Annotated in this window: 21 protein-coding genes; 17 read left to right on the forward strand and 4 right to left on the reverse strand. The window is 64.0% G+C overall.

Features of this window, described 5'->3' with window-relative positions; genetic code table 11:
* Positions 1 to 32: 32 nt before the first annotated feature.
* Positions 33 to 1,436 (forward strand): class II 3-deoxy-7-phosphoheptulonate synthase, encoded by a 1,404-nt coding sequence (locus ACIQTZ_RS16595; protein WP_400271612.1) that lies wholly within the window; start codon positions 33 to 35, stop codon positions 1,434 to 1,436.
* Between the two features lie 68 nt (positions 1,437 to 1,504).
* Here ACIQTZ_RS16595 and pknB read toward each other — a convergent pair whose 3' ends face one another.
* On the reverse strand, positions 1,505 to 3,544 hold the full coding sequence (gene pknB, locus ACIQTZ_RS16600; protein ID WP_402982332.1) for a Stk1 family PASTA domain-containing Ser/Thr kinase: 2,040 nt from the start codon (positions 3,542 to 3,544) through the stop codon (positions 1,505 to 1,507).
* Between the two features lie 75 nt (positions 3,545 to 3,619).
* On the reverse strand, positions 3,620 to 4,969 hold the full coding sequence (locus ACIQTZ_RS16605) for a LysM peptidoglycan-binding domain-containing protein (RefSeq protein WP_402945724.1): 1,350 nt from the start codon (positions 4,967 to 4,969) through the stop codon (positions 3,620 to 3,622).
* Between the two features lie 260 nt (positions 4,970 to 5,229).
* Here ACIQTZ_RS16605 and ACIQTZ_RS16610 point away from each other — a divergent pair, with 260 nt between their 5' ends.
* Complete coding sequence (locus ACIQTZ_RS16610; RefSeq protein WP_400334671.1) at positions 5,230 to 5,583, forward strand: Rv2175c family DNA-binding protein; 354 nt, start codon at positions 5,230 to 5,232, stop codon at positions 5,581 to 5,583.
* A gap of 73 nt (positions 5,584 to 5,656) precedes the next feature.
* On the opposite strand, the gene ACIQTZ_RS16615 is transcribed toward ACIQTZ_RS16610, so the two are convergent.
* Both ACIQTZ_RS16615 and ACIQTZ_RS16620 read right to left on the reverse strand, forming a co-directional pair.
* Positions 5,657 to 6,742: a polyprenyl synthetase family protein gene (locus ACIQTZ_RS16615; RefSeq protein WP_402982334.1), complete on the reverse strand. Its 1,086-nt coding sequence runs from the start codon at positions 6,740 to 6,742 to the stop codon at positions 5,657 to 5,659.
* Between the two features lie 8 nt (positions 6,743 to 6,750).
* Positions 6,751 to 7,308, reverse strand: a complete 558-nt coding sequence (locus ACIQTZ_RS16620; RefSeq protein WP_402982336.1) for a hypothetical protein — start codon at positions 7,306 to 7,308, stop codon at positions 6,751 to 6,753.
* Between the two features lie 74 nt (positions 7,309 to 7,382).
* Here ACIQTZ_RS16620 and dinB point away from each other — a divergent pair, with 74 nt between their 5' ends.
* From dinB to ftsZ, 15 genes are all read left to right on the forward strand, one after another.
* Entirely contained in the window at positions 7,383 to 8,645 is a 1,263-nt protein-coding gene (gene dinB / locus ACIQTZ_RS16625; protein ID WP_402982340.1) for a DNA polymerase IV, read from the forward strand.
* Positions 8,646 to 8,886: 241 nt separating this feature from the next.
* Positions 8,887 to 9,255, forward strand: coding sequence for a DUF3040 domain-containing protein (locus tag ACIQTZ_RS16630; RefSeq protein WP_397322898.1), 369 nt, complete (start codon positions 8,887 to 8,889; stop codon positions 9,253 to 9,255).
* Between the two features lie 467 nt (positions 9,256 to 9,722).
* Positions 9,723 to 10,154 (forward strand): division/cell wall cluster transcriptional repressor MraZ, encoded by a 432-nt coding sequence (gene mraZ / locus ACIQTZ_RS16635; protein WP_397322897.1) that lies wholly within the window; start codon positions 9,723 to 9,725, stop codon positions 10,152 to 10,154.
* Positions 10,155 to 10,318: 164 nt separating this feature from the next.
* Positions 10,319 to 11,317, forward strand: a complete 999-nt coding sequence (gene rsmH, locus ACIQTZ_RS16640; RefSeq protein ID WP_400334663.1) for a 16S rRNA (cytosine(1402)-N(4))-methyltransferase RsmH — start codon at positions 10,319 to 10,321, stop codon at positions 11,315 to 11,317.
* Positions 11,314 to 11,979, forward strand: coding sequence for a hypothetical protein (locus ACIQTZ_RS16645; RefSeq protein ID WP_402982342.1), 666 nt, complete (start codon positions 11,314 to 11,316; stop codon positions 11,977 to 11,979). The genes rsmH and ACIQTZ_RS16645 overlap by 4 nt, the downstream gene beginning before the upstream one ends.
* 42 nt (positions 11,980 to 12,021) lie before the next feature.
* Positions 12,022 to 13,818: a peptidoglycan D,D-transpeptidase FtsI family protein gene (locus ACIQTZ_RS16650; RefSeq protein WP_400334660.1), complete on the forward strand. Its 1,797-nt coding sequence runs from the start codon at positions 12,022 to 12,024 to the stop codon at positions 13,816 to 13,818.
* Positions 13,819 to 13,922: 104 nt separating this feature from the next.
* Complete coding sequence (locus tag ACIQTZ_RS16655; protein WP_402982344.1) at positions 13,923 to 15,554, forward strand: UDP-N-acetylmuramoyl-L-alanyl-D-glutamate--2,6-diaminopimelate ligase; 1,632 nt, start codon at positions 13,923 to 13,925, stop codon at positions 15,552 to 15,554.
* Between the two features lie 6 nt (positions 15,555 to 15,560).
* Complete coding sequence (gene murF, locus ACIQTZ_RS16660) at positions 15,561 to 17,051, forward strand: UDP-N-acetylmuramoyl-tripeptide--D-alanyl-D-alanine ligase (RefSeq protein WP_402982346.1); 1,491 nt, start codon at positions 15,561 to 15,563, stop codon at positions 17,049 to 17,051.
* The gene (mraY, locus tag ACIQTZ_RS16665; protein ID WP_400334654.1) at positions 17,048 to 18,157 is read left to right on the forward strand and encodes a phospho-N-acetylmuramoyl-pentapeptide-transferase; all 1,110 of its coding nucleotides are present in this window, start codon (positions 17,048 to 17,050) and stop codon (positions 18,155 to 18,157) included. Before murF ends, mraY begins: the two co-directional genes overlap by 4 nt.
* Positions 18,139 to 19,719 carry a UDP-N-acetylmuramoyl-L-alanine--D-glutamate ligase gene (gene murD, locus ACIQTZ_RS16670; protein WP_402982348.1) on the forward strand — a complete coding sequence of 527 codons (1,581 nt, stop codon included), beginning with the start codon at positions 18,139 to 18,141 and terminating at the stop codon, positions 19,717 to 19,719. The genes mraY and murD overlap by 19 nt, the downstream gene beginning before the upstream one ends.
* Before the next feature lie 2 nt (positions 19,720 to 19,721).
* Complete coding sequence (gene ftsW, locus ACIQTZ_RS16675; RefSeq protein ID WP_402982350.1) at positions 19,722 to 21,032, forward strand: putative lipid II flippase FtsW; 1,311 nt, start codon at positions 19,722 to 19,724, stop codon at positions 21,030 to 21,032.
* Positions 21,029 to 22,147, forward strand: coding sequence for an undecaprenyldiphospho-muramoylpentapeptide beta-N-acetylglucosaminyltransferase (murG, locus tag ACIQTZ_RS16680; protein ID WP_402982352.1), 1,119 nt, complete (start codon positions 21,029 to 21,031; stop codon positions 22,145 to 22,147). The genes ftsW and murG overlap by 4 nt, the downstream gene beginning before the upstream one ends.
* Positions 22,144 to 23,514: a UDP-N-acetylmuramate--L-alanine ligase gene (gene murC / locus ACIQTZ_RS16685; RefSeq protein ID WP_402982354.1), complete on the forward strand. Its 1,371-nt coding sequence runs from the start codon at positions 22,144 to 22,146 to the stop codon at positions 23,512 to 23,514. Before murG ends, murC begins: the two co-directional genes overlap by 4 nt.
* Positions 23,507 to 24,478, forward strand: a complete 972-nt coding sequence (locus ACIQTZ_RS16690) for an FtsQ-type POTRA domain-containing protein (protein WP_402982356.1) — start codon at positions 23,507 to 23,509, stop codon at positions 24,476 to 24,478. Before murC ends, ACIQTZ_RS16690 begins: the two co-directional genes overlap by 8 nt.
* A gap of 216 nt (positions 24,479 to 24,694) precedes the next feature.
* Positions 24,695 to 25,915: a cell division protein FtsZ gene (gene ftsZ / locus ACIQTZ_RS16695; RefSeq protein WP_400271631.1), complete on the forward strand. Its 1,221-nt coding sequence runs from the start codon at positions 24,695 to 24,697 to the stop codon at positions 25,913 to 25,915.
* The last annotated feature ends 14 nt before the right edge of the window (positions 25,916 to 25,929 follow it).

Genomic DNA, 25,929 nt, shown 5'->3' on the forward strand with positions numbered 1-25,929 from the left:
CCAAGACCCGCCCGGGCTACTACTCTTGTAGGGTGACTGAGCTAACCGCGAACACCGCACCATCTGTAGCAGATCCGCTTGCCAGCACCGCCCAGAGCGGTGCCGCGAACTATCCCGGACTCGATGCCTGGCGTGACCTGCCCATCTCGCAGCAGCCTTCCTGGGCCGACGCAGAGGTCTTCAAGGCTTCCGTCAGGGAGTTGTCGATCGTTCCGCCCCTGGTTTTCGCCGGTGAAGTAGACGTCCTCCGGGACCGCTTGGCCGCTGCCGCGCAGGGGAAGGCTTTCCTCCTGCAAGGTGGCGACTGCGCCGAAACCTTCGAAGCTGCCACTGCCGACAAGATCAGCGCCCGCGTCAAGACGATCCTCCAGATGGCAGTGGTCCTCACCTATGGTGCCGCGATGCCCGTCATCAAGATGGGCCGCATGGCCGGCCAGTTCGCCAAGCCGCGGTCCTCGAACGACGAAACCCGCAACGGCGTCACCCTGCCCGCCTACCGCGGAGACATCGTCAACGGTTACGACTTCACTCCGGAGTCCCGCGCCCACGACGCCGGAAGAATGCTCCAGGCCTACCACACCTCGGCTTCCACGCTGAACCTGATCAGGGCTTTCACGCAGGGCGGTTTCGCTGATCTTCGCCTGGTCCACCAGTGGAACAAGGGCTTCACGGAAAACCCGGCCCACGCCCGCTATGAATCCCTGGCCCGTGACATCGACCGCGCCATTAAGTTCATGGACTCCTGCGGCGCCGACTTCGAGGCACTCAAGCGAGTGGAATTCTTCGCGAGCCACGAGGCACTCCTCCTGGACTACGAGCGTGCGCTGACCCGCATCGACTCGCGCACGGGACTTCCGTATGACACGTCGGCACACTTCCTGTGGATCGGCGAGCGGACCCGTGAACTGGACCACGCACACGTGGACTTCCTGTCCCGTGTCCGCAACCCGATCGGCGTCAAGCTCGGCCCCACCACCAGCGGAGACGACGCCCTGCGCCTGATCGACAAGCTGGACCCGAACCGCGAACCGGGCCGCCTGACCTTCATTACCCGCATGGGCGCCAAGAACATCCGCGAAAAGCTGCCGGCCGTCGTCGAGCGTGTCACGGCTTCCGGCGCCCAGGTGCTCTGGGTGACCGACCCGATGCACGGCAACACCGTCACCTCGCCCAACGGCTACAAGACCCGCAACTTCGACGACGTCATTGACGAGGTCCGCGGGTTCTTCGAGGTCCACCACGCCCTCGGAACCGTTCCGGGTGGCCTGCACGTGGAGATGACCGGCGACGACGTCGCCGAGTGCCTCGGCGGCGCAGACCCGATCGACCAGGATGCCTTCCTGGACCGCTACGAGTCGGTCTGCGACCCGCGGCTGAACCACATGCAGTCCTTGGAGATGGCTTTCCTGGTGGCAGGAGCCCTCGCCAAGCGGTAGACGTCCCCCTAAGAAAAAGGCGCGGTCCGGATTTTCCGGGCCGCGCCTTTTTATGCTTGGTTGGTCTCCTAGACCACGGTCAGCGTGATGAGGGAACCCTCGGGAACCTCGCTGTTGACCGGGTTCTGGTCCCGGACCGTACCGAAGAAACCGCCCAGGATCTCATTGACTTTGACCTCGAAACCCAGATCCTCGAGCTGCTTCCGGGCGTCCTTGGCCTGCTTGCCTACAAAGCTGGGCACCTTGACCAACTTGGGCCCCTTGGAAACGGTCAGCGTCACAGAGTCGCCCTTGATGAGGGTTCCGTTGGCAGGGGACTGCGTCACGACCGATCCCTTGGGCACGGTCTTGTCGTTCACGGTTTCCGGCGCGATCACGGCCTTCAGCCCGGCGTCCTGGATCGCCTTGACGGCGGCGTCCTGCGGCTGGCCTTTGACATCCGGCACCGGGATAGGCTGCGGACCCTTGGAGACAACCAGTGCTACAGGCGTGCCGTGCCGGACTTCGGTGCCTTTGGCCGGGTCCTGTGCGAGGACGACGCCGGCAGGGGCCTTGTCGTCGAAGGCCTGGGTAACGTTACCCAAGGCCATTTGCGCGGTGTTGAGGGCGTTCTTGGCGTCATCGAGCGTTCCGCCTGTCAGCCCGGGAAGCGCAAACAGTTGGGCGCCCTTGGACACGAAGAGCGTGATGGGCTGGAACTTCCTCACCTGCACACCGGATTCGGGCTTGGTTCCCACAGTGAGGCCGGCCTTGATGTCGTCGTCGAAGACGTCCTGCGGTTCCGACTGGAATCCGGCGGTGCGCAGGAGTTGCTGTGCTTCGGCAACGGTCTTGTTCTTGACATCCGGGACGGTGCCGGGAGACCCCGGACCCATGCCGAAGAACCATCCCGCGGAACCTGCCAGGAGCGCCAGGATGACGATCACGATCGCCCAGATCACCCCACGGCGCCGCGGATTCCCCTCGCGGAGGGGCCGGACCGGGGTGGCCGCCGCCCTGGCCCGGTCTTTGGCTTCCTGCTTTTCAAGCCGTTTGGCTTCCCGTTTCCCGGGCGCGCGGACGGGATCGTCAACGCCGGGTATGGTGGCGCGTCCCTGGGAAGCGGCCGAGGCCATCACGGTTGTTGGGTTGCTCTGGTGGGAAATGAACTCCGTAGGCGAAGACGTGGCCGGGATGGCCTCCGTTGGGTGCGCCCCGTAGGGCACCGGGGCCGTCGCCGGAAGAGGCCCGTTCGAGGACGCCTGCTTGTGGTCGAGTTGCTCGTCACTGAGCGAGGTGCGGATATGGCGGAGCTCGGACAACAGCGCGGTCCCGTCCACTGGCCGGTTCTCGGCGTCCACCGCCGTGCACCACTGAACCAGTTCGTCCAGGTCCTGGGCCAGTCCGGGGGCGGCCTCGGAAGGCCGTGACACCGCGGAATTGACGTGCTGGTAGGCCACCTGGATGGGGGAATCGCCGGCGTACGGCTGCTTGCCCGTCAGCATCTCGTAGAGCATGATCCCGGCCGAGTAAATGTCGCTCCTGGCATCTGCGGCCTTACCCAGTACCAGTTCGGGAGCCAGATACGCGACGGTGCCGATCAGGGCGCCGGTGCTGGTGGTAGCGGTGACGGCGCGGGCCAGTCCAAAGTCGCCCACCTTGATCCGGCCGTCGTCGGCAATGAGCACATTCTCGGGCTTGACGTCCCGGTGGATGAGGCCGGACCCGTGGGCTGCCGCCAGTCCCTCAATGACCGGATCGATCAGGGCCAGGGCCAGCCGGGGAGGGAGGGCGCCTTGCTCGTCCAACACATCGCGGAGCGTGTGGCCCTTGACGTATTCCATCACCAAATAGGCGATGTGGCCGTCTTCGCCTTGGTCCAGGACACCCACCACGTGGGGGTGGGACAAGCTTGCGGCTGCCTTGGCCTCGCGGCTCAGGCGTTCCAGGAAAGTCTGGTCATTGGCCAGGTGGGGGTGCAGGACTTTCAGGGCCACATCGCGTTCCAAGCGCTGGTCCGTCGCCAAGTAGACCGTGGACATTCCGCCCCTCGCGAGGCGTGAGCGCACCAGGTAGCGCCCGTCCACGGTTGTTCCGATCAGGTGGTCCTGCTGAGGTTCTTGCACCATACGATCCTAGTCGAGGCGTGGAAGAGGCCCGAATTCCAGCGGAATCCGGGCCTCTTCACGTGCTTGGCAGGGCTCTCAGGCGAAGGTGCGCTGGCGGGCCTTGATCGACTCCACATATCTCTTGGTGTCGTCATACATGCCGTACTTGCTCACCGAGTACTGACCTTGGTAATAACCGGCGATGGCGGTGTCCAGGTCCTTGGACGTGGCAACCAGGGCGCGGATGATGGCCACGCCGGCAGTGGCGTTGTCATAGGGGTCCAGGAGGTTCAGTTTTCGTCCTACCAGGTCCGAGGCCCACTCGCCCGACGACGGGATGACCTGCATGGTGCCGATGGCGTTGGCGGGAGAGACGGCGCGCTGGTCGAAACCGGATTCCTGTTCCGCAAAAGCCAAGGCCAGCGAAGGGCTCACCCCCATGCGACGGGCAGTGTCCGCCACGATCGTCTTCATTTCGGCGCGGCTGGGCACCGGTGAAGCGTTGAGCAGGGCCTTGTTTTCGTTTGCCGAACTCACCACCGCGGGCGGGTAAGTGAAGCCAAGGAAGGAACTGGGCACCAAAGGCGTGGTGCTCGACGCCGGCGCCAGGCTGTTGCTTCCCGGAATGGTCAGCTTCTGGCCGGGGTAGATGACCGTGGTGGCGGTGACGTTGTTGGCGCTCATGAGCGCGGACAGGGAGACGCCCTGCCGGGATGCGATGGAGCTGAGGGTGTCACCGGCCTTGATGGTGTAGGTGCCGGAGCCCGACGCCGGCGCGGACGGAGCCGGGGCAGGTGCCGGAGCGGACGGGGCGGGTGCGGAGGAACCAGCGCTGACCTTGATCTTCTGGCCGGGGTAGATGATGGAACTTCCGTTGAGGTTGTTCCAGCTGAAGATGCTGGACAGGGGAACTCCATGCCGGGCCGCAATGGCCCCCAGGGTGTCGCCGGACACCACTGTGTACGTCGCAGCAGCATCCGATGAGGCAGCCGGGGTAGGCGCAGCGGCAGGTGCCGGAGCGGGAGTGGCCGCGGGCGCCGTGCCCTTGAGCTGGATGGTTTGGCCCGGATAGATCAACGTGGTGGCCGTGAGCTTGTTCAGCTTCAACACCTCGTTGGTGTCCAGGCTGAACCGGTGGGCAATGGCGCTGATGGTGTCGCCCCTGACGATCTTGTACGTGTCCGGGACGGACGGTGCCATGGGGCGCAGCGCTGCGGGAAGCGCTGACGCGACAGACTGCGCGGGGATGACATGTGCGGCCTGGGCAGCCTGGGCCTGGATCGCGGCGGCCAGCGTAGCCGGAATCTTGCGCGGCTGCGGCAACGGGGCTGCCGTGGCGGGCTGGGCCACTGCAAGCGAGGACAACACCACTGCAGGAAGCGCAGCCGTGGTTGCCGCGATGACGGGCATGCTCATGGTTCGTTTCGTCGAGCGGGGCGTGGTCATGAAGTGAGTCCTCATCTCGGCAGCGGGGGATGGTTGGGTATTGCCGCTGTTACCAATGTTACTGATGTTATCAATGGTGCAGTTGTTATCAATGGTGCAAGTGTGATCAAAGTGAATCTCTCATACTTATTCCATCGGCACAACAATTCCTCGCGATTGACGGAATCAGGCGGGAAAGCCGTGGAGGCTGAAACAGGAATGCCCGCTCCCTGAAAGCATTCGGCTAGGCGGGAGGTGGGGCGTCATGGCACCCTTGATCCGTGAGTAATCTTGAAAACCTTGTAACCGACTGGCTGCCTCTGCCCGATGTCGCCGAGTTGTTGGATGTCACCATCACCAAAGTCCACGGACTGCTCGACGAGCGCGCGATGGTGGCCGTCAGGCGGGGTGAACGGAATATCCGTTCCATCCCGGCACTGTTTATCCAGGATGGACACGTCGTGGACAGCCTTAAGGGGACCGTTGCCGTCCTCAGCGATGCGGGCTACAGCGACGAGGAATTGATTGTCTGGCTGTTCACGCCGGATGAGTCCCTGCGCGGCCGTCCCATTGATGCACTGCGTGAAGGACGAAAGACGGAAATCAGGCGCAGGGCCCAATCCCTGGCCTGGTAGCAGGACCAAACAAAAGGAATCGACGGCGGTGCCACACCGCCGTCGATTCCTTTTAAGTACCTTGCCTGATGGGTCAGGCCGCGCGGCTAACGGCCGCCTCGGCCAGATGGCGGAGCGCTGAAAGCGGCAATTCCGCCAGAGGCAGCTGTTCGAGCGCCGCGAATGCCTGGTCGCTGAGTTCCGCAATGAGCGACTCAGTGGCGTCCAAGGCGCCGCATTCGACAATAATGTGACGGATGCGGTCAACTTCCTCCGCGCTGAGGTCCTGCTTTCCCAGGAGTTGGTCTACGTGGGCCGCGTCTGCAGCGGACGCCATATTGATGGCAAATCCCACCAGGACCGTACGTTTGCCTTCGCGGAGGTCGTCACCGGCAGGTTTGCCAGTGGTTTCCGGATCGCCGAACACGCCCAGGACATCGTCACGCATTTGGAAGGCCTCGCCCAGTGGCAAGGAGAAGGCCGAGTAGCCCCTGAGCAATTCCGCGGGTGCGCCGGCAAGGGCGCCGCCCAGTGCAAGAGGATGCTCAGTTGAATACTTGGCCGACTTGTAACGGATGATCGCCTTGGCCCGATCCACTGATCCCGCACGCTCCCGGACCGGACCGGCCACTTCCTCAAGGATGTCCAGGTACTGTCCGGCCATCACTTCGGCCCGCATGAGGTTGAAGATGGACCGGGCCTGGGTACCGGCTGCCGCCCTGGGGCCGATCCGGGTAAACGATTCTTCACTGAAGGAGAGGCAAAGGTCTCCGGTCAGGATGGCGGCTGCCTGGCCGAACCGTTCGTTGTCCAGGGCCCAGCCGTTGACCTCGTGCAGTTGGCTGAATCGCTTGTGCACACTGGGGCCACCGCGGCGGGTGTCTGAACGGTCGATGATGTCGTCGTGGATCAAGGCGGCGGCCTGGAAGAGTTCCAAGGCGCAGCCTGCCGTCAGGATCTCCTGGTGGTTTTCGGCACCGCCGGCCCCCCGCCAACCCCAATAGCACATGAGGGCACGCAGCCGCTTGCCGCCCGTGACCAGGCTTGAGATTGAGCCCAGCAGGGGCTCCACGTCGGAGGATACCGTCGCCATCATGTCCTGCTGTGAGGACAGGAAGGCTTCGAGATGGTCCGCGACGCCCAGGATGAACCGGGACTGTTCCGCCTGAAGCTGTTGCACGTGCGCGGTCACTTGACGGAACCGGCCGCCACGTTGGCGCCGATGGTAAAGGTGGAGACGCCTTCCTTCTGGCGGACAGAAAGATTAACTGTTTCGCCGTCACCCCGGATGAAGTCGATCGAGGTGACGTTGCCCACCGTTCCGGATCCGGGAACTTCTTTGAAGCCCTGGGCCTCCAAGGATGCCTTGTAGTAGTCCACCACGCCTTCCGGCGGAGCCTTGACGGTTCCGACCAAGGCCACTGTGGCAGGGGACGCCGTCTTGTCGAAGCTGCTGGAACGGACGGACGTTTTTGGCATCACCGGAATCAGTTGCTGGGGGAAGCCTTCAACCAACGCTCCGACAGTGGCAGTGGCGCTGGGGGCAGCCGTGGCCGGACTGCTGGCAGGGGATCCGGTGCTGCTTGCTGTAGGCGTGGAGGACGCCGGGGCCGCTGAGGTGGAAGAGCTGGAGGCCGACGGAGCAGCGGACCCTTGGGGAGCAGGGGTGCAGGCGGAAACCGCCAGGGCGACGGTGATTGCGATCAGGGCAAGTCCTCGCACGTGGGCAGTTCCAGGGAGCTTCACAGGGGTATCCTTCCGTTGGCTGACGCCGGGGCGTTCCTCCAGTTTAGTCAGTGGCCGGGCATAGTATTGCCGTTGTGAGGCAGGATGCAGTTGGCGGCGGCGCGGAAACGGACCACGGGTCGGCCCGTAGTGCTGCGGACGCCCTGCGCGAACTTCGGCGCACCAGCATCCTGCATGTGGACATGGACGCCTTTTTTGTTTCGGTGGAACTCCGGAACCGGCCGGACCTGCGGGGCAAGCCGGTCATTGTCGGTTTCCCCGCCGAACGCTCCGTGGTTCTCTCCGCGTCCTACGAAGCCCGCGCAACGGGAGTGAAGTCAGCCATGCCCATGGCCATAGCCATGAGGATGTGTCCGGCTGCCGTTATCATCCAACCCCGTCACAAGCTGTACTACGAGGTTTCCGGGCAGATCATGGACATCTTCGCTTCCATCACGGATCTCGTCGAGCCGTTGAGCGTGGACGAGGCCTTCCTGGATGTGGGAGGTGCCATCCGTCGATTGGGTCCGCCGCTGGAGATCGGCCACCTGATCCGCCGTCAAGTACAGTCCGAACTCGGCATCACTGCATCGGTGGGAATTGCCGGGACCAAATTCGTGGCCAAGATCGCATCAACGCGCTGCAAGCCGGACGGCATCCTGAAGATCGACGCCGCGGACACGGTGGCCTACCTGCACAGTTTGCCGGTGAATGCGCTGTGGGGCGTCGGCGGAAAAACCGCGGAGGTCCTGGCGCGCCTCGGGATCCGGACGGTGGCCGACGTCGCCGCTACTCCGCGCGCATCACTCAAGAAGGTTCTGGGTGCCAGCGGCGAACACGTCCATCGGCTGTCCATGGGTGTGGACCCCCGCCCGGTGACTCCTACCCGGCTTGAAAAGAGCATCGGAGCCGAGGAGACCTTCACCACGGACACGGCGGATCCTTCACTGCTTAACAGGGAGTTGCTCAGGTTGTCGCACCGTGTCGCCGGACGGCTGCGGAGCGCCGGAATGCTGACACGTACGGTGGCCCTGAAACTGCGTTATTCGGACTTCTCCACTGTGACCCGCAGCAGGACCGTGCAGACTCCCATGGACAGCGCCCAGCTCATTTACCAGGTGGCTGTCCAGCTCCTGGACTCGCTGGGGACACGTCCACTGAGTGTCAGGCTGGTGGGCGTCCGCGCGGAGCAGTTGGAGGCTGCCGGCCAAACGTCCATGCAGCTCAGTTTTGATCGCCGGGACGACAATTGGAGGGCGGCCGAGCAGGCACTGGACCGGGTTGCCGAGCGGTTTGGTTCCAAGACACTCCTTCCGGCGCGGTTACTGGAGCCCGGCAAGCCTCCCGAGGAGCCCTGAGCCGCGGCTCGGGGCTCCATTCGAGCTGTTTGCCCGTCTTTCAGAACGGCGCTGGACAAACTATCCTAAGGAGTACAGATATTTAGATCGTCTGGACTGCTGTTTCCTGAGCTATCGGCCCCGGGAAGCCTGCTTACCTTCGCAGGAATTCATGGGGAACCAATTCTCGGATCCGTTCGTTCTGGAAACAGACGCAAAGGCCGCGGTCCGTCCAGACGCTGGCTGACTTAAGGAGGTCGGGATGCCCCTCTCGGAGCACGAACAGAAGCTGCTGGAGCAACTCGAGAAGCAGCTTCACGAGGACGATCCGAAGTTTGCCAACACCATGGGGTCTGATCCCATTCGCAGTTGGTCCACCCGACACGTCATCATCGGTGTGCTGGGTGCCATTGCGGGCATTCTTCTCTTGCTTGTGGGAGTTTCACTCCAGCAGATATTTGTGGGCGTCCTCGGTTTCGTGGTGATGGGCGCGGGCGTCTACTTCGCAACGCTGCGTGGAGCCGCCTTCGGTAAGGGACGCAAGGGCAAGCCCGGCAAGGCCAAGTCCAAGAGTTCCTTCATGAGCAGCCTGGAAGAGCGCTGGGACGAGCGTCGCCGCGACGACAACTGAGCGTTCTGGCGTGAAATGACGCCCGGCACCAGTGGCCGGTCTTTTACCAAACCAAGAGTTTGACGTGTGGCGCCCCCGAAAGGAGCGCCACAACAGCGTCCGCCATAAGACCCGAACAGGGTCTTTTCGTGTTTAACGGGCGCGGGGCGCTTCCGCCCCTCCACTTTCCACCCCTTTCCGGATTTCCCTCCATTTCCCTCCCGTCGGGCTGATTCCTGGCGCGATTCCGCCCGCGGGACCTTTCCGACGTAGGACAAGGGGAGGCGAATCCGCCGCGGCTTCCCTGAACCCTCCACTTCCCACCACGCCCCGAATTCCGCGTCATTCCGGCCTTCGGGAATCTCAATGGTGGAGAAACGCCGCGGCGTGCGTTGACTGTGGTGCGTTGTGGAGTAAAGTGGAGCGCATAAGAGGGTAATGGCAGGGCTGGGTATGTGCGGGCACCTTGATTGAGGGGCGGTGGGCCGGTGTTTCTGGGCACCCATTCGCCGCGTCTCGATGAGAAGGGCCGGATCATACTTCCCGCCAAGTTCCGCGAGGAACTGGCTGAGGGCTTGGTTCTTACAAGGGGCCAGGAGCGCTGCATTTACGTCTTCAGCCAGAAAGAATTCGAACGCATTCACGAGTCGATGCGGGAGGCTCCACTGTCCTCCAAGCAGGCACGCGACTACATTCGGGTTTTTCTGTCTGGAGCCTCTGACGAGGTACCTGACAAGCAGGGGCGCGTGACGATTCCGCCGGCGCTCCGGTCTTACGCAGGGCTCGGCAGGGAACTGGCAGTCATCGGCGCCGGTACCCGCGCTGAGATCTGGGATGCCGAAGCTTGGGAGGAGTACCTCGCCGAGAAGGAAGCCGCCTTCTCGGAGACCGACGATGACAATCTGCCCGGGTTCTTCTAGCCCGACAGAACAGGCAGTACCGGTTCTTGGATGGGATCTCCAGCCGCCCATCGATCCGTTTTCCTGGCTCACCTTCCCCGGAGCCAGGCCGGCGGGGCGATAGGCGCGGATGGGGATCCGGTTCAAGAACCACCAGCAGGGCCAATGAGGAAAGAGGAGGCAGCGTGGAGGAGCAAGACGCGGCAAAGCCCACATCGGAACGCCACGTACCCGTCCTTAAAGACCGCTGCATCAATCTCCTCGCTCCAGGCTTCGAGGCTGCCCGGAAGCGCGGCCAAACGCCCGTGGCCATCGATGCAACGCTGGGCATGGGCGGACACTCCGAGGCCATGCTGCAAAGATTCCCGGACCTGCACCTCGTGGGCATTGACCGCGACGAGGAAGCGCTGGCGTTGGCTGGTGCGCGCTTGGAGCCTTTCGCAGGTCGGACCGACCTGGTCCACGCCGTGTATGACGAGATCGAAGAGGTCCTGGCGGATCTCGGGATCGACGAGGTGCATGGCATCCTGATGGACCTGGGTGTGTCCTCCCTGCAGCTTGATGAGCGCGAACGTGGCTTCGCGTACTCCTACGATGCCCCGCTGGACATGCGGATGGACACGAGCCGCGGACAGACGGCCGCCGATGTGGTCAATGAATACAGCGAAGAAGACCTGGTGCGGATCATCCGCAAGTGGGGCGAGGAGAAGTTCGCCGGCCGAATCGCCAACAGGATTGTCAGCGCCCGTGCGCAGAAGCCGTTCGCTACCACGGGGGAACTCGTGGAACAGATCCGGGCCGTGGTTCCCGCAGCGGCTGCAAAGAGCGGCGGGCACCCTGCCAAACGTACGTTCCAGGCCCTGCGGATCGAAGTCAATGAGGAATTGGACGTTCTGGAACGCGCGGTCCCTGCCGCCGTGGCTTCCACGGCCCTGGGCGGTCGGGTGGTGGTCATGTCCTACCACTCCCTGGAAGACAAGATCGTCAAGTCCGTCTTCCAGGCAGGATCCAAATCTTCGGCACCCTTGGGCTTCCCCGTTGAACTGGAAGAACACAAGCCCGAGTTGAAGACACTGACCAAGGGCACCGAGGTGCCAACCGCAGAAGAAATTGCCGAGAACCCACGCGCGGCGTCAGCCCGGTTGCGGGCCGTGGAGCGCATCAAGCCAAGGAGAGCCGTATGAGCAACGCCGCAGCGAAGTCATTGCCCTCCACGGTGGGCAACACGGCCCGGGCACTTCCGTTCCCGGCGGGAAAGCCTGGGGAGGGACGCAAGCAACGGACGCCACTCTCGGTGGTCCGCAACGCGCCCCGGAAACGTCGAACGCCCGTTGTTGTGCTTTGCCTGGTTGCCTTGGCGGCTGCCCTTTTGACCGTGCTGGTACTGAACATTTCCGTGTCCACTGCCCAGTACCGCTTGGTGCAGTTGAAGGCTGAAGCCGCAACGCTCACCAAGGAAAACCAGGATCTGACACAGAAGAAGCAGAACTACGAGGCTCCGCAGAATCTGGCAGCGAAAGCGGCAGAATTGGGAATGGTACAGTCCACCGTCAAGGGCCAGATTGATGTCAACACCATGACGGTCACCGGAAAGGCAACGCCGGCCGTGAAGGGAGACAATCCCTCGGCCCTCATTGCCCCTCCGGCGATTGCCGGACAGCTCGACGTGGTTCCGTCGGTGACAACCAAGGATCCGTTGGAGAACCTCAAGCCGGCAACCCCCGCAGCCCCGGAAAACCCGGCGCAGGCAACAACTCCGGCAGCACCGGCAACCGGAACGGTTGCGCCGGCTGAACTGCACGGCGGGTCCGTCCCGGCTCCCCAGCAGAAGACTCCAGGGCAGTAAACAAACCGACCACTGAGCCAAGGCCAGCAGCAAGGAATCAACGTGGCGCAAAACCCCGGCAAATCGAAGAAGACGAAAGTGCCGGCGGCGAGGAAACGCCTGCGGGTTGGTTTGGGCATCATGCTCACCTTGCTGCTGGTGGTGGGTGGCAAGCTGTTTATGGTCCAGGGCCTGGACGTGGGCGGTATGGCCGAGGCTGCCCTCGCCAACCGGCTGACGCCCCAGGTGCTGCCTGCAGAGCGTGGGAAGATCGTCGATGCCAACGGGACCGTTCTGGCCAGCAGCGTCATCCGCTACAACATCGTGGTGGACCAGGTCCTGAACACGGCAACCACCGAGTTCAAGAGGTACAACCAGCAGACTGAGGCCGTAGAGACCATCTCCCGGGACCAGGGGATCACGGAATTGGCCACCTTGCTTGGCACCGATGCGGCAAAGGTCCGCGAGTCAGTGACGGGCGACAAGAAATACTTCGTTGTTGCCAAGGACGTCAAACCAGAACTCGAGGACAGGATTTCCAAGCTCCACGTTCCGGGTGTTGCCGCGGAAGGCGTCAGCAAACGCGTGTACCCCAACGGAAGCGTGGCGGGTGGGGTGGTCGGTTTCCTCCAGGACGGAACCACGGGCCAGGCCGGCATTGAGCAGACCCAGGACGAGGTGCTGCGGGGCACGGAAGGCAAACGCGTCTTTGAGATCGGCGCTGACGGCCTGCGCATCCCCGTTGCCACGGACGAATTGACACCCGCGGTGGATGGCAGTGACGTCAAGCTGACCATCAACACGGATATCCAGTACTTCGCCCAGCAGGCCATCCAAAGCCAGGTCAACAAGCTCAATGCCGAGTGGGGCGTGATTGTGGTGATGGACACCAAGACCGGCAACCTGATCGCCCTGGCGGACACGAACGCACCGGATCCCAACGACCCCGGCAAGGTGGATGCCAAGGACCGCGGCGTGCGCGCCGTGACGGCGGCCTACGAGCCGGGCTCGGTGGAGAAGATGATTACTGCGGCGGCCGTGATCGAGGAAGGCAAATCCAATCCGCTGGACCACTTCACCATCCCGCCGTCCTACACGATAGATGGGCAAACCTTCACGGACGCTTTCGAACACGGCACCGAGGAACGGACGCTGGCCGGCATCCTTGGCTGGTCCATGAATACCGGCACCGTCATGGCCGGCAGCAGGCTGAGCAAGGAACAGAGATACGACTGGCTGAAGAAGTTCGGCATCGGTGAACAAACGGACATCGGCTTGCCCGCCGAGGCCACGGGTATCCTTGCCAAACCGGAGCAGTGGGACGATCGCCAGCAGTACACGGTGCTCTTCGGCCAGGGCGTCTCGCAATCGACGCTCCAAACGGTCCGCGCGTACCAAAGCATCGCCAACAACGGCGTGATGCTGCAGCCACGGCTCATTGACAGCTATGTCAGCCCGGACGGAGTGGAACAGAAGGTTCCCGCCAAGGACACACGGCAAGTTGTGACCAAGGAAACGGCGCAACAGGTCCGGGACATCCTCGAGAGCGCAGTCACCGAGGGCCAGATCAAGGACGCAGCGATCGATGGCTACCGCGTGGGAGCCAAGACGGGAACGTCGCAGGCGCCGCGCGAGGACGGACTGCCGGGCTTTGATGGCTATACGGCCTCGATGGTAGGCATGGCTCCCATGGATGACCCACGGTTCATCGTGGAGGTTGTCCTCCAACGCCCCAAGGGCAGCATCTACGGCATCACCAACGGGCCGGTCTTCCGGTCCGTCATGTCGCAGGTGCTGAGGACCTACAACGTGGCTCCGTCCACAGGAACGCCCGCGCACTTGCCGCAGTTCGTCAAGTAAGCTTCTTGGGCGCCTGTTTCGGCCCCAAGTTTCGATCCAGCACGACCGGTCCAGTGCCCTTGGCAGCCGGCCGGTCGTTCCACTGAGCACCAATGGAGAACCACGTGTCAGAGCAAAATGAGGCAGCTTCCACCGCCACGCCGGAGGCCGGGTCCGCGTTCCGCCCCGCATCCGTTGCTTCCGTGCCCCTCGAGGTCATTGCCGAAGCTCTTGGTATCACGGCGCCGGAGGCCACCGAAGGTGGGGGAGTGACAGGCATATCCCTGAACTCCCGTGCGATCGAAGCGGGAGACCTGTACATGGCGCTCCCGGGGGCCAGCCGCCATGGTGCCGACTTCGTGGACCAGGCGGTTCAAGCAGGTGCTGTTGCGGTGGTGACGGACGACGCCGGTGCGCGCCAACTCGCGCTGGCGGGCGAGCAGCCCGTTCCTGTCCTGGTGGTCGACCAGCCGAGGGCCGCCGTCGGACGTTTGGCCGCCCTGATTTACCGCAGCCAGCCGGACGAGGGCGGGCACCCCACCTTGTTCGGCGTCACGGGCACCAATGGCAAGACCACCACGACGTATTTCATCAATTCGTTGCTGCGGGCTTTGGGCAAGGTCCCGGGCCTCATTGGCACCATCGAGATCCTGGCGGGCGGGGAACCCATCCCCAGCCTCCTGACCACACCGGAGTCCACGGACGTCCACGGCCTGCTTTCGCTCATGCGTGAAAGGGGCCTCGACGCCGCTTCCATGGAGGTCTCGTCGCATGCGATCTCCTATCAGCGGGTGGATGGCGTGATGTTTGACGTGGCGGGCTTCACCAACCTCACTCAGGACCACCTGGACCTCCACGGCAGCATGGAGGAGTATTTCCGGACCAAAGCCGAGTTGTTTACCGCAGCTCGCGCACGCCAGGCCGTCGTGACGGTGGACGATGCGTGGGGCCGCCGGCTCGCGGAGTTGGCGGACATCCCGGTGACCACCCTCGCGGCGGCTTCGGACGACTTCGACGCCGATTGGCGCGTTTCGTCCGTGAAGGCCCGCGGCTTGGGGAGCGACTTCGAGCTCCGTCATCGCGACGGCCGTGTCCTGCAGGTCCACACGGGGCTCCCTGGCGATTTCAACGTGGCCAACGCGGCCCTTGCCACGGCCATGGTCGCCGCTTCCGGAGTGGACACGGAAACCCTGCAAAAGGCCTTGGACCAGCAGGATCCGTTGACCGTGGCGGTACCGGGCCGCATGCAGTTGGTGGCAACGGAGCCCGCTTCCGTCGTCGATTTTGCCCACAACCCCGATGCTTTGGCCCGCGCCCTGAAGGCAGTACGGTCGGCGGAAGAAGGATCGCGGGTGATCGTGGTGTTTGGAGCCACAGGACAACGCGACCAGGGCAAGCGCCCCACCATGGGCGCCATCGCGGCACAACTCGCTGACATCGTGATCATCAGCGACGATGATCCCCACGACGAAGACCCGGCGGCCATCCGCGCCGAGGTCCTTGCCGGCGCCAAGGCAGCACGGGACAAAGACGCCCTGAGCTGCGAGATCGTCGAATCCTACCCCCGCGACGCCGCCATCCGGCGGGCAGTGGATCTTGCCACGGCCCGGGACACCATTCTCGTCGCGGGCCGGGGACATGAGGTCTGGCAAGAGGTGAAGGGTGTCAACCTGGCGCTCGACGACAGGGTGGAACTGCGGAACGCCTTGACATCCAAGGGATTCAGCGTTTCAACGGACCAGCGGATAGAGTCCTAAACCGAGATGATTGCATTTACTGCGGCGGAGATCGCCGACATCACCCATGGCCGCTTGACCGGAAGCGGGGACATCGTGCCCGTTTCCGTGGTCACCGATTCAAGGGAAGCAACCCAGGGTTCGCTCTATGTTGCCAAGCCCGGAGAGCACGCAGACGGCCACGACTTCGTCAACGCGGCGTTTGAGCGCGGCGCCGTCCTGGTCCTGGGCGAACGCGAAGTCACCGGACCCGACGGCACGCCGTACCCCGCCGTCGTGGTTCACGATGCCGTGCTCGCCATGGGCGCCTTGGCTGCCGAAGCCGTCTGCCGCATCCGGGCCGAACGCGCCGGGCGCGGTGAGGACTTTACGGTCATCGGAATCACCGGGTCAGCTGGAAAAACCACCACCAAGGACCTTCTGGCCGGCATCCTGTCCCACGCCGGGCCCACGGTAGCTCCGCAAGGCTCCTATAACGGAGAGGTAGGCGTTCCGCTCACTGTCTTCACCGCAACGGCAGACACGCGGTTCCTGGTCATCGAGATGGGGGCCACGGGCCTGGGCCACATCAAGTACCTCGCTGACATGGTGAAGCCGGACATCGGGGTGGTGCTGGTAGTGGGTACCGCACACGCCGGCGAGTTCGGCGGCGTCGACAACATCGCCAAGACCAAGGGGGAACTGGTCGAGGCGCTCGGCGGGAACGGCACTGCCGTCATCAACCTCGACGACGGCCGCGTGGCCGCCATGCGTTCACGGACCACAGCCCACGTCCTCGGATTTACCTCCTCGCCGGCCACAACGGAAGAAGTGGAAGCCCGCAACGTGGTGGTGAATTCCGAGGGGCACCCGGACTTCCAGCTGGTACTGCCCGACGGCGGTCCGGCCGTCGAGGTGCGGAGCAAGCTCATCGGTGGACACCACATCACCAACCTCCTCGCCGCTGCGTCCGCGGCATTTGCGGCGGGCATTCCTGCCGCTGACATTGCGGCGTCACTCAGCTCACAGTCGGCTGCCAGCCGGTGGCGGATGGAGCGGACGGAACGGCCCGATGGCGTCACCATCATCAACGACGCCTACAACGCCAACCCGGAATCCATGCGTGCCGCCCTGCGGACGCTCGCTGACTTGGGCCAGGGACGCCGTACGTGGGCGGTCCTGGGTGCCATGCTCGAGTTGGGGGAGGACTCCATCCGCGAGCACACAGCGGTGGGCACGCAGGTAGTCCGGCTGAACATCTCCCGTCTGGTGGTGGTAGGCCGCGAAGCCCGCGCCCTGTACGTCTCCGCCATCCAGGAAGGATCCTGGGGAGACGAATGCTCGTTCACGGAAACCGCGGATGAAGCCTACGAACTGCTGCAACGGGAACTCCAACCCGGCGACCTCGTCCTGTTCAAGTCCTCCAACGGCGTTGGGCTGCGGCACTTGGGCGATCGGATAGCATTACCCCCACGGGCCGAGCCCACCGGGGAAGACGCGGCGAACAAAGCCGCAAGCGAAGGGAACGAGCTGCTGTGATTGCACTTTTGATCGGCGCCGGCGTCGCCCTTTTGGTGGCCCTCATAGGCACGCCCCTCTTCATCCGGTTCCTCGTGGCCAAGAGCTATGGCCAGTTCATCCGCGACGACGGACCCACCTCGCACCATACAAAGCGCGGTACGCCCACCATGGGTGGCACCGTGGTGGTGGCGGCAGTCCTGGTGAGCTACTTCGTCACGCACCTCATCATGTGGTTGATGAACCCGCGGTCACCGGGACCGTCCGCTTCGGGATTGCTTCTGCTGTTCCTCATGGTGGGCATGGGTTTTGTAGGATTCCTGGACGACTTCATCAAGATCTCCAACAAACGCAGCCTCGGACTGAACGCCCGGGCCAAGCTGATCCTGCAGGCCGCCGTCGGCATCATCTTCGCGATCCTGGTGCTTCAGTTCCCGAACGAAGACGGGCTGCGGCCGGCCTCCACCCAGATTTCACTGGTGCGCGACATACCCTGGCTGGACCTTGCCTTTGCGGGGACAGTGGTAGGTGCAATCCTCTTCATCATCTGGTCCAACCTGATCATCACCGCCGCTACCAACGGCGTGAACCTCACCGATGGGCTCGATGGCCTCGCGGCGGGCGCCTCCATCATGGTCTTTGGCGCCTATACCATCATGGGTATCTGGCAGAACAACCAGGCCTGCGGGTCCCCCCGGGAAGCCGGGAGCGGGTGCTACCAGGTGCGCGACCCCATGGACCTCGCCCTCCTTGCCGCGATCCTCAGTGCGGCCCTGGTGGGTTTCCTGTGGTGGAACACCTCGCCCGCCAAGATCTTCATGGGGGACACCGGCTCACTGGCGATCGGTGGTGCCGTAGCCGGCTTCGCCATCCTTTCCCGGACGGAACTGCTCCTGGCTTTCATCGGCGGCCTCTTCGTGCTGATCACGCTGTCCGTGATCATCCAGGTGGGTTTCTTCAGGTTGTCCGGTGGCAAACGCGTCTTCAAGATGGCACCGCTGCAACACCACTTTGAACTCAAGGGCTGGGCGGAAGTGACGGTGGTGGTCAGGTTCTGGATCCTGGCCGGCCTGTTCGTCGCTGCAGGCCTGGGTATTTTCTACGCTGAATGGGTGGTGCTGCTGTGAACCACGGCCCCGAAACAACGCAAGCGGACAACGAGAGGCTCAAGGACCTCACCACCTGGGATTCGGCCTGGAGCGGACTTCGCGTCGTAGTTACCGGCATCGGCGTGTCGGGATTCGCCGCGGCGGATACGCTGATTGAACTCGGTGCCCGGGTAGTGGTGGTGGATGCCGCCACTTCGGCGAAGGCCAAGGCACAGGCCGACACCCTGAAGATCGTGGGGGCCGTGGACGTGCTCCTCGGCGAAGACGCCGTCGGCGTCCTGCCGTTGATCGACGGTGAAAAACCCGAACTCGTCGTCACCTCTCCGGGATGGCGGCCCGACCAAGCCTTGTTGGCTGCAGCCAAACGCAAACACATCCCGGTCTGGGGCGATGTGGAACTGGCGTGGCGCCTCCGTGTGCGCGAGGGCCGGAAAACGGCGGACTGGCTGGCGATCACGGGAACCAACGGCAAAACCACCACGGTGGGAATGACCGAGTCCATGCTGCAGGCCGCGGGGCTCAAGGCCATCGCCGTGGGGAACGTAGGCACGCCAATTCTGGACGCCCTGCGCGATCCCGTGGAGTACGATGCCTTTGCCGTGGAACTGTCCAGTTTCCAGCTGCACTGGAGCCACTCCCTCTCACCTGTGGCCAGTGTTTGCCTCAACGTCGCCGAGGACCATGTGGATTGGCATGGTTCCTACGAGTCCTACCTTGCGGACAAAGCCAAGGTGTATGAGAACACCCGGATTGCAGCCATCTACAACGCCGAGCAAATTGAAACCGAGCGCATGGTGGAGAATGCCGACGTCGTGGAGGGGTGCCGGGCGGTCGCCTTCACCACCAACACGCCGTCCATCAGCATGGTGGGCGTGGTGGAGGGCCTTCTCGTGGACCGGGCCTTCATCCCGGAACGGAAGGACTCGGCCGCGGAACTCGCTGCCATGTCGGACCTCGGCCCGGTGGCTCCGCGCCACATGGTGGCCAATGCGTTGGCGGCCGCCGCGCTGGTCCGTGCTTACGGCGTTGAGCCGTCCGCGGTCAAGCAAGGCCTGGTCAACTTCCTTCCAGGTGCCCACCGGATCCAGGCCGTTGCCAAACACAACGACGTCCTGTGGATCAACGACTCCAAGGCCACCAACCCCCATGCCGCGGCTGCGGCCCTCTCCGCTTTCCACAACGTGGTCTGGATTGCCGGTGGCCTGTCCAAGGGAGTCAACTATGACGACCTCGTGAAGGAACAGGCTGCGCGGCTCAAGGCCGTGGTGCTCATCGGGATCGATACCGAGGCCTTGGAGGGGTCCCTCAGGCGACACGCACCCAATGTCCCCGTAATAGCGCAACCGAAGAGCGAAACTGAAAAGGTGGAGACCGCAGCTGCCTCACCGATTTTTGGTGAGACCATCATGGCCCAGGCCGTGGCATCGGCAGCGGGTGTGGCACAGCCGGGGGACACCGTCCTCATGGCACCTGCTGCAGCCTCCATGGATCAGTTCTCTTCCTACGCTCACCGTGGCGATGCTTTCATCCAGGCAGTCCGCGAGCTCGTGGAAGGGCAGGCACAGACCACCGAGGAGTAGCAATGGTCAGCACGCCCACCCGTAGCCGCGGCGACGCCGGCGGTACCGGGAAAGCCAAGACCCCCGGGGCTCCCGGCAATCAGCCCAAGGGACTCCGCGGACACCTCCGGAAATTTTGGGAGGGCCTGGAAGGCAAGAGCAAGGCCCCCAACAGTTCCACGTATTACCTCATTCTCGGCTGCGCCATGGCGTTGACGGCAATTGGCGTGATGATGGTGTTGTCGGCCTCCAGCGTCGAAGCCATCTCGGAAGGCAAGTCTCCGTATGCCGACGCCCTGAAGCAGGCGATGTTCGGCGTAGTGGGGCTCGTTGCCATGTACGTCATTTCGCGGACCAACGTGAGCTGGATGAAGAAGCTGTCTTGGTGGGGACTCGGCGCTGTCGTGGTCCTGCTGATCGCCGTGCAGGTGTTTGGACGCAGCGCCCTGGGTAACCAGAACTGGCTGGACATCGGTGGCATCAGCATCCAGCCCTCGGAAATTTCCAAACTGGTGCTCTGCGTGTGGATCGCGGCGGTTCTGGCGCGCAAGGAAAAGTACCTGGACCGCTGGCTGCACGTCATCATCCCGGTTGTTCCGGGGGCCGGTTTGGTTCTGGGCTTGATCCTCATCGGCAATGACCTCGGCACGGCGATAGTGGTCATGGCCATCATCGCGGCTGGACTCTACTTCGGCGGCGTTCCTGGCAGGATGCTGGCGATTGCGGGCGCCGTCGGTGCCCTCGGCGCCACTGCGATGACCGTGATCAGCCCCAACCGCATGTGCCGCGTGACCGCTTGGCTGGGAGTCGCGGGGGACTCCTGTACGGCGGACTCGGACTTCAGCTACCAATCCACCAACGGCATGTACGGACTGGCGCAGGGCAGTTGGACAGGGCTGGGCCTGGGCCAGAGCCGGCAGAAGTACAACTGGCTCCCCGAAGCACACAACGACTTTATTTTTGCCATCATCGGCGAAGAGCTGGGGTTGGTGGGCACCATTGTGGTGCTGGTCCTTTTCGCTATCCTGGGCGTCGCGATCTTCCGCGTGGTGGTGCGCCAGACGGACCCGTTCCAGCGCACGCTCGCGGGCGGCATCATGGTGTGGCTGCTCGGCCAGGCCAGCATGAACATGGCGGTGGTCACGCAGCTCCTTCCGGTGATCGGAGTCCCGCTGCCGTTCATCTCCGCGGGTGGCTCCGCGCTGGTCATGTCCCTGTGTGGCGTGGGCGTAGTGTTGTCCTTGGCCCGGGGCCAGTTACCGCCGCAGCAGAGGCCCCGCCTCCTGCCACGACGAACACCCAAATCCGCACGAAAGCGTACCCGTACTTCATGACTCCTGACTCGCCCCGGCCAAGCAGGCCGTTGTCCGTCGTCCTCGCCGGTGGCGGTACAGCCGGACACATCAGTCCGCTCCTTGCCATCGCGGACGCCATCAAGGCCAAGCGTGAGGACGCGGCCATCCTGGCGGTAGGGACGCCGTCGGGCATGGAAACCAGGCTGATCCCGGCGGCGGGCTACGAGTTGGCCACCATTGACCGGGTGCCGTTTCCCCGACGCCCCTCCCTTGACTTGCTGAAGCTGCCCGGGCGGTTGTCCGGTGCCGTCGGGCAGGCCGGCCGAATACTCGACGACGCGAAGGCGGACGTGCTTGTGGGGGTCGGCGGTTATGTGTGCACACCCATGTACTTGGCCGCCCGCAAACGCAGCATCCCGATCGTGATCCACGAGGCCAACATGAAGGCCGGGCTCGCCAACCGGGTCGGTGCCCGTTTCAGCGACCATGTGGCCGTGGCGTTCGCCGGAACCAAGCTGCGGGGCGCCCGCCACGTGGGCATGCCCATGCGCTGGGCCATTTCAGGATTGGACCGTGCCTCGGCGGCCCCTGCCGCCAAGGCATTGCTCGGTTTGGATGCCGACCGGCCGGCACTCATCGTTACTGGTGGATCGTCGGGCGCGGCCAGTATCAACCGTTCAGTGGCGGCCGCCCTGCCCGCACTCGCCGCGGCGGGAATCCAGACGCTGCATATCACCGGAACAGGGAAGGCCATCCACAACGCCGACGGCGGCCTGCTCGCCGCCGAGGGATACCGGCAAGTCGAGTACGTGGATGGCATGGAGCATGTCTACGCCGCCGCTGACGTGCTCCTGGCGCGTGCCGGAGCCGCGACCGTCAGCGAAGTGGCTGCGGTGGGAGTACCCGCTGTCTTTGTTCCCTTGCCGATCGGCAATGGGGAGCAGGCCTTGAACGCTGCGGCTTTGGTGGAAGCAGGCGGTGCGCTCCTCGTCGAGGACAAAGCACTGACTCCCGACTGGTTGGAGACCCGGCTGGTGCCTCTGTTGTCCGACCGGCAGCGCCTGGAAACCATGGCCCGGACCACGGAGCACCTTGGTATTAGAAACGCCGATCAGCGCATGGCTGATCTTGTCCTGGAAGCGGTAACCGCATGACCCACTCTGTCCACGCACTCGAGTCCCTTGGCCGTGTCCATTTCATCGGGATAGGCGGGGTAGGCATGTCTGCCGTGGCCCGGATCATGGTGGCCAGTGGCGTGCCCGTGAGCGGCAGCGATGCCAAGGACCTCCCGGTCATGCATGACCTTGCGGCAGCGGGTGCACGCATCAACGTCGGCTACGACGCCGGCCACCTGGGAGATGCCCAGACAGTCGTAGCCGGCTCCGCGATCCGCGACGACAACGCGGAGCTCGCCGCTGCCCGGCAGGCAGGCCTTCCCGTCCTCCACCGTTCGGAAGCGCTGGCTGCCACCATGGCGGGCCACAAGGTGGTCACTGTCGCAGGAACCCACGGAAAATCGACAACCACCTCCATGGTTGCCGTGCTGCTGAAGGAAGCTGGTTTCGATCCCACGTTTGCCATCGGCGCGAACGTGCCGTCCCTCGGGGTCAACGCCGCCCGTGGTTCTTCGGACATCTTCGTGGCCGAGGCCGATGAATCGGATGGTTCCTTCCTGAACTATCGCCCCCTGATCGCCGTCGTGACCAACGTCGAGGCGGACCACCTGGACCACTACGGAACGGCGGAGGCTGTCTTTGCGTCCTTCGACGCCTTTGCCGCGCTCTTGCCACGGGAAGGCCTCCTGCTGGCCTGCGCGGACGATGCCGGCGCCAGGGCACTTGCCGAACGTACCGCCGCCAGCGGAACCACCCGGGTACTCACCTACGGAACCACGAACAACGCCGGTATCCGCCTTGAAGACGACGGAACCGGAAACGTTTCGATCGCCGTCGACGGTGCCAGCCACGCAGTGCACCTGCAGGTGCCTGGCCGGCACAATGCCCTGAATGCGGCCGCAGCCTTTGGCGTTGCGCTCGAACTGGGCGTGGATCCGGTCGCAGCTGCCGCTGCCTTGGGACACTTCACGGGTGCCTCGCGGCGCTTCGAATTCAAAGGAGAGGGCAGGGGAGTGCGGGTCTACGATGACTATGCACACCACCCCACCGAGGTCCGCGCGGCCCTCTCGGCTGCAAAGTCGGTAGCCGGTGACAACAAAGTGCACGTCCTCTTCCAACCGCATTTGTTCTCCAGGACCCGGGAATTCGCCGCCGAGTTTGCCGGAGCCCTGGACCTGGCGGACACCGCCCTGGTGCTGGACATCTACCCTGCCCGCGAAGATCCGATTCCCGGTGTGACGAGCGCGCTCATCGCGGACAAGCTCTCGCGCGGCTGCCTGGTGTCGGCGGCCGATGCCGTCTCTGCCCTCGTTTCGGGCGCGAGGGACGGGGACGTTGTCCTCACCGTAGGGGCGGGGGACGTTACCGCCTACGGACCCGCAATCGTGGAGGCACTGGATGGCTAGTACCCGCAGGCCAACCTTCAAACCCGGAAGCGACGCCCAGCGCGCTGCACCGGGATCTCCGGCTACCGGGCGGCAGGACCCGGGCGTCATCAGTGCCGAGCGCGCCGTGGAGCCTGCGGTGAGTGCTGCCACCGGAAGAGCCGCGCCGGCCCCGAAGACCTCCCCGAAGGGCAAGGCCGTTCGGAGCAGCAAGCGCGGAGGCAAAGCGGCAAGCCCGGCATCCGGCGAGATGACCGACCCGGGCAACGTCATTGCCTTTCCGGAACCGAAGCGACGGCGGGTCAGGCGCCACGTCCTCTGGACCCTCCTGGGGGTCCTGGCCGTTGTTGCCCTGGTGGTTGGCGGCGCTGTCTTTTCGCCGGCCTTGGCGGTCCGGACCATCACGGTGGACGGGACCAAGCTCCTGACGCCGGATGCGGTCCGGACTGCACTGGCCAAGGTCCAGGGCAAACCGCTTCCCCAGGTGACGGAGCAGGAAGTGGGTGAATTGCTCAAGCCGTTGGTGCAGGTGCGCTCGGCCACCATCGAGGCCCGGCCTCCGTCCGAACTCCTGGTGCATGTGGAGGAGCGTGTACCGGTGGCGTTGTTGAAACAAGGGGACTCTTTCGTCATGGTCGACGTGGATGGCGTGCAGCTCGGAGCCACGCAGGACCAGTCCGCCGTCGCGTTGCCCCTGATTGACGCGGGTGCCGGAGCCGGCAACACCGCACTCTTTAAGTCGATCGCTGCCGTCCTGAACACCTTGCCGGCGGATGTGTTGGCCAAAATGTCCACGGCATCGGCTGCTTCGCCGGACGCGGTGGAGCTAAAATTGGTGGACGGAAAGACGGTAGTGTGGGGCAATGCCGAGGACAGGGAACTGAAGGCGAAGGCGCTTGAGGCATTGTTGAAGATGCCGCCCGATCCCAAGGTGGCCGTGAGCGTCTACGACGTCAGCGTGCCGCGGCATCCGTTCACAAAATAGCTGTTTCACAAGGTAACCCGGCCGGCGGAGATGGGCCTTATTTCTGCTCAATCAAGCGACACGCGCAAGCGGTCATTGCATGAGTGAAGCAGAGCAAATACCGTCGCTGTAGAGTTACTTGACATAACTATAACCTTCAACTAGAGGGTTAAGGTCCAAGGATTCACGTTGGACTCGATCAGTTTCGCAATAGGACACAAGCAAGGGGCACGAAACGTGGCAGCACCGCAGAATTACTTGGCCGTCATCAAGGTCGTCGGCATCGGCGGCGGTGGCGTGAATGCAGTCAACCGGATGATCGAAGTGGGCCTTCGCGGGGTCGAGTTCATCGCCATCAACACTGACGCGCAGGCGCTGCTCATGAGCGATGCCGACGTCAAGCTTGACGTTGGACGCGAACTCACCCGTGGCCTCGGCGCAGGTGCCAACCCGGAGGTTGGCAAGCAGGCCGCCGAGGATCACGCCGACGAGATCGAGGAGGTCCTTCGCGGCGCAGACATGGTCTTCGTCACGGCGGGCGAAGGCGGTGGGACCGGCACTGGCGGCGCCCCCGTGGTTGCCCGCATCGCCCGCTCGCTTGGCGCCCTGACCATCGGCGTGGTAACCCGTCCGTTCACCTTCGAAGGCCGGCGCCGCGCAGGTTCCGCCGAGGCCGGCATCGATGCGTTGCGCGATGAAGTCGACACCCTGATCGTCATCCCCAACGACCGGCTCCTCTCCATCAGCGACCGTAACGTCTCCGTCCTGGACGCTTTCCGCTCGGCTGACCAAGTGCTCCTTTCGGGTGTACAGGGCATCACTGACCTCATCACGACTCCCGGCCTGATCAACCTTGACTTCGCCGACGTGAAGTCCGTGATGCAGGGTGCGGGATCGGCCCTCATGGGCATTGGCTCCGCCCGCGGCGAAGACCGGGCAGTCAAGGCAGCGGAGCTTGCCATCGCCTCGCCGCTCCTGGAGGCCTCCATCGACGGTGCCCACGGTGTCCTGCTGTCCATCCAGGGCGGCTCGGACCTTGGTCTGTTCGAAATCAACGAGGCCGCCCGGTTGGTCCAGGAAGTGGCCCACCCGGAAGCCAACATCATCTTCGGTGCCGTGATCGACGACGCCCTGGGCGACGAAGCCCGGGTTACGGTCATTGCTGCAGGCTTTGACGACGTGAAGGCGACGTCGCCGTCCATGGACCAGTCGCGGCCCGCGCAAAACCCGGTTCAGGCCGACCGTCCGGCTGCACCTTCGGCGGCCCCGGCCAGCGCGGCAGCACCGCAGCACGCCACGGCCGGAGTCGGCGCTGCGAGCCTCAGCAACTGGGGACAGCAGCGTCCCGCGGCCTTGCCTGCCGACTCGGGCTTCGACGTGGACCTTCCGGCCGTCGTCGAACCGGATCTGTCCGGCAACCGTTCGGACGACCTCGACGTTCCCGACTTCCTTAAGTAAGCATCGGGAGTCAA

It is taken from the genome of Paenarthrobacter sp. NPDC090520 (genome assembly GCF_044769205.1).
In the GTDB taxonomy this organism is placed as follows: domain Bacteria; phylum Actinomycetota; class Actinomycetes; order Actinomycetales; family Micrococcaceae; genus Arthrobacter.

What these genes read in the sequence shown, in the direction of transcription:
- pknB (WP_402982332.1), bottom strand. Translation starts at nt 3,544, where the DNA reads ATGGTGCAAGAACCTCAGCAGGACCACCTGATCGGAACAACCGTGGAC.
- ACIQTZ_RS16605 (WP_402945724.1), bottom strand. Translation starts at nt 4,969, where the DNA reads ATGACCACGCCCCGCTCGACGAAACGAACCATGAGCATGCCCGTCATC.
- ACIQTZ_RS16630 (WP_397322898.1), top strand. Translation starts at nt 8,887, where the DNA reads ATGCCCCTCTCGGAGCACGAACAGAAGCTGCTGGAGCAACTCGAGAAG.
- ACIQTZ_RS16645 (WP_402982342.1), top strand. Translation starts at nt 11,314, where the DNA reads ATGAGCAACGCCGCAGCGAAGTCATTGCCCTCCACGGTGGGCAACACG.
- murF (WP_402982346.1), top strand. Translation starts at nt 15,561, where the DNA reads ATGATTGCATTTACTGCGGCGGAGATCGCCGACATCACCCATGGCCGC.
- murD (WP_402982348.1), top strand. Translation starts at nt 18,139, where the DNA reads ATGGGTGGTGCTGCTGTGAACCACGGCCCCGAAACAACGCAAGCGGAC.
- ftsW (WP_402982350.1), top strand. Translation starts at nt 19,722, where the DNA reads ATGGTCAGCACGCCCACCCGTAGCCGCGGCGACGCCGGCGGTACCGGG.
- murG (WP_402982352.1), top strand. Translation starts at nt 21,029, where the DNA reads ATGACTCCTGACTCGCCCCGGCCAAGCAGGCCGTTGTCCGTCGTCCTC.
- murC (WP_402982354.1), top strand. Translation starts at nt 22,144, where the DNA reads ATGACCCACTCTGTCCACGCACTCGAGTCCCTTGGCCGTGTCCATTTC.
- ACIQTZ_RS16690 (WP_402982356.1), top strand. Translation starts at nt 23,507, where the DNA reads ATGGCTAGTACCCGCAGGCCAACCTTCAAACCCGGAAGCGACGCCCAG.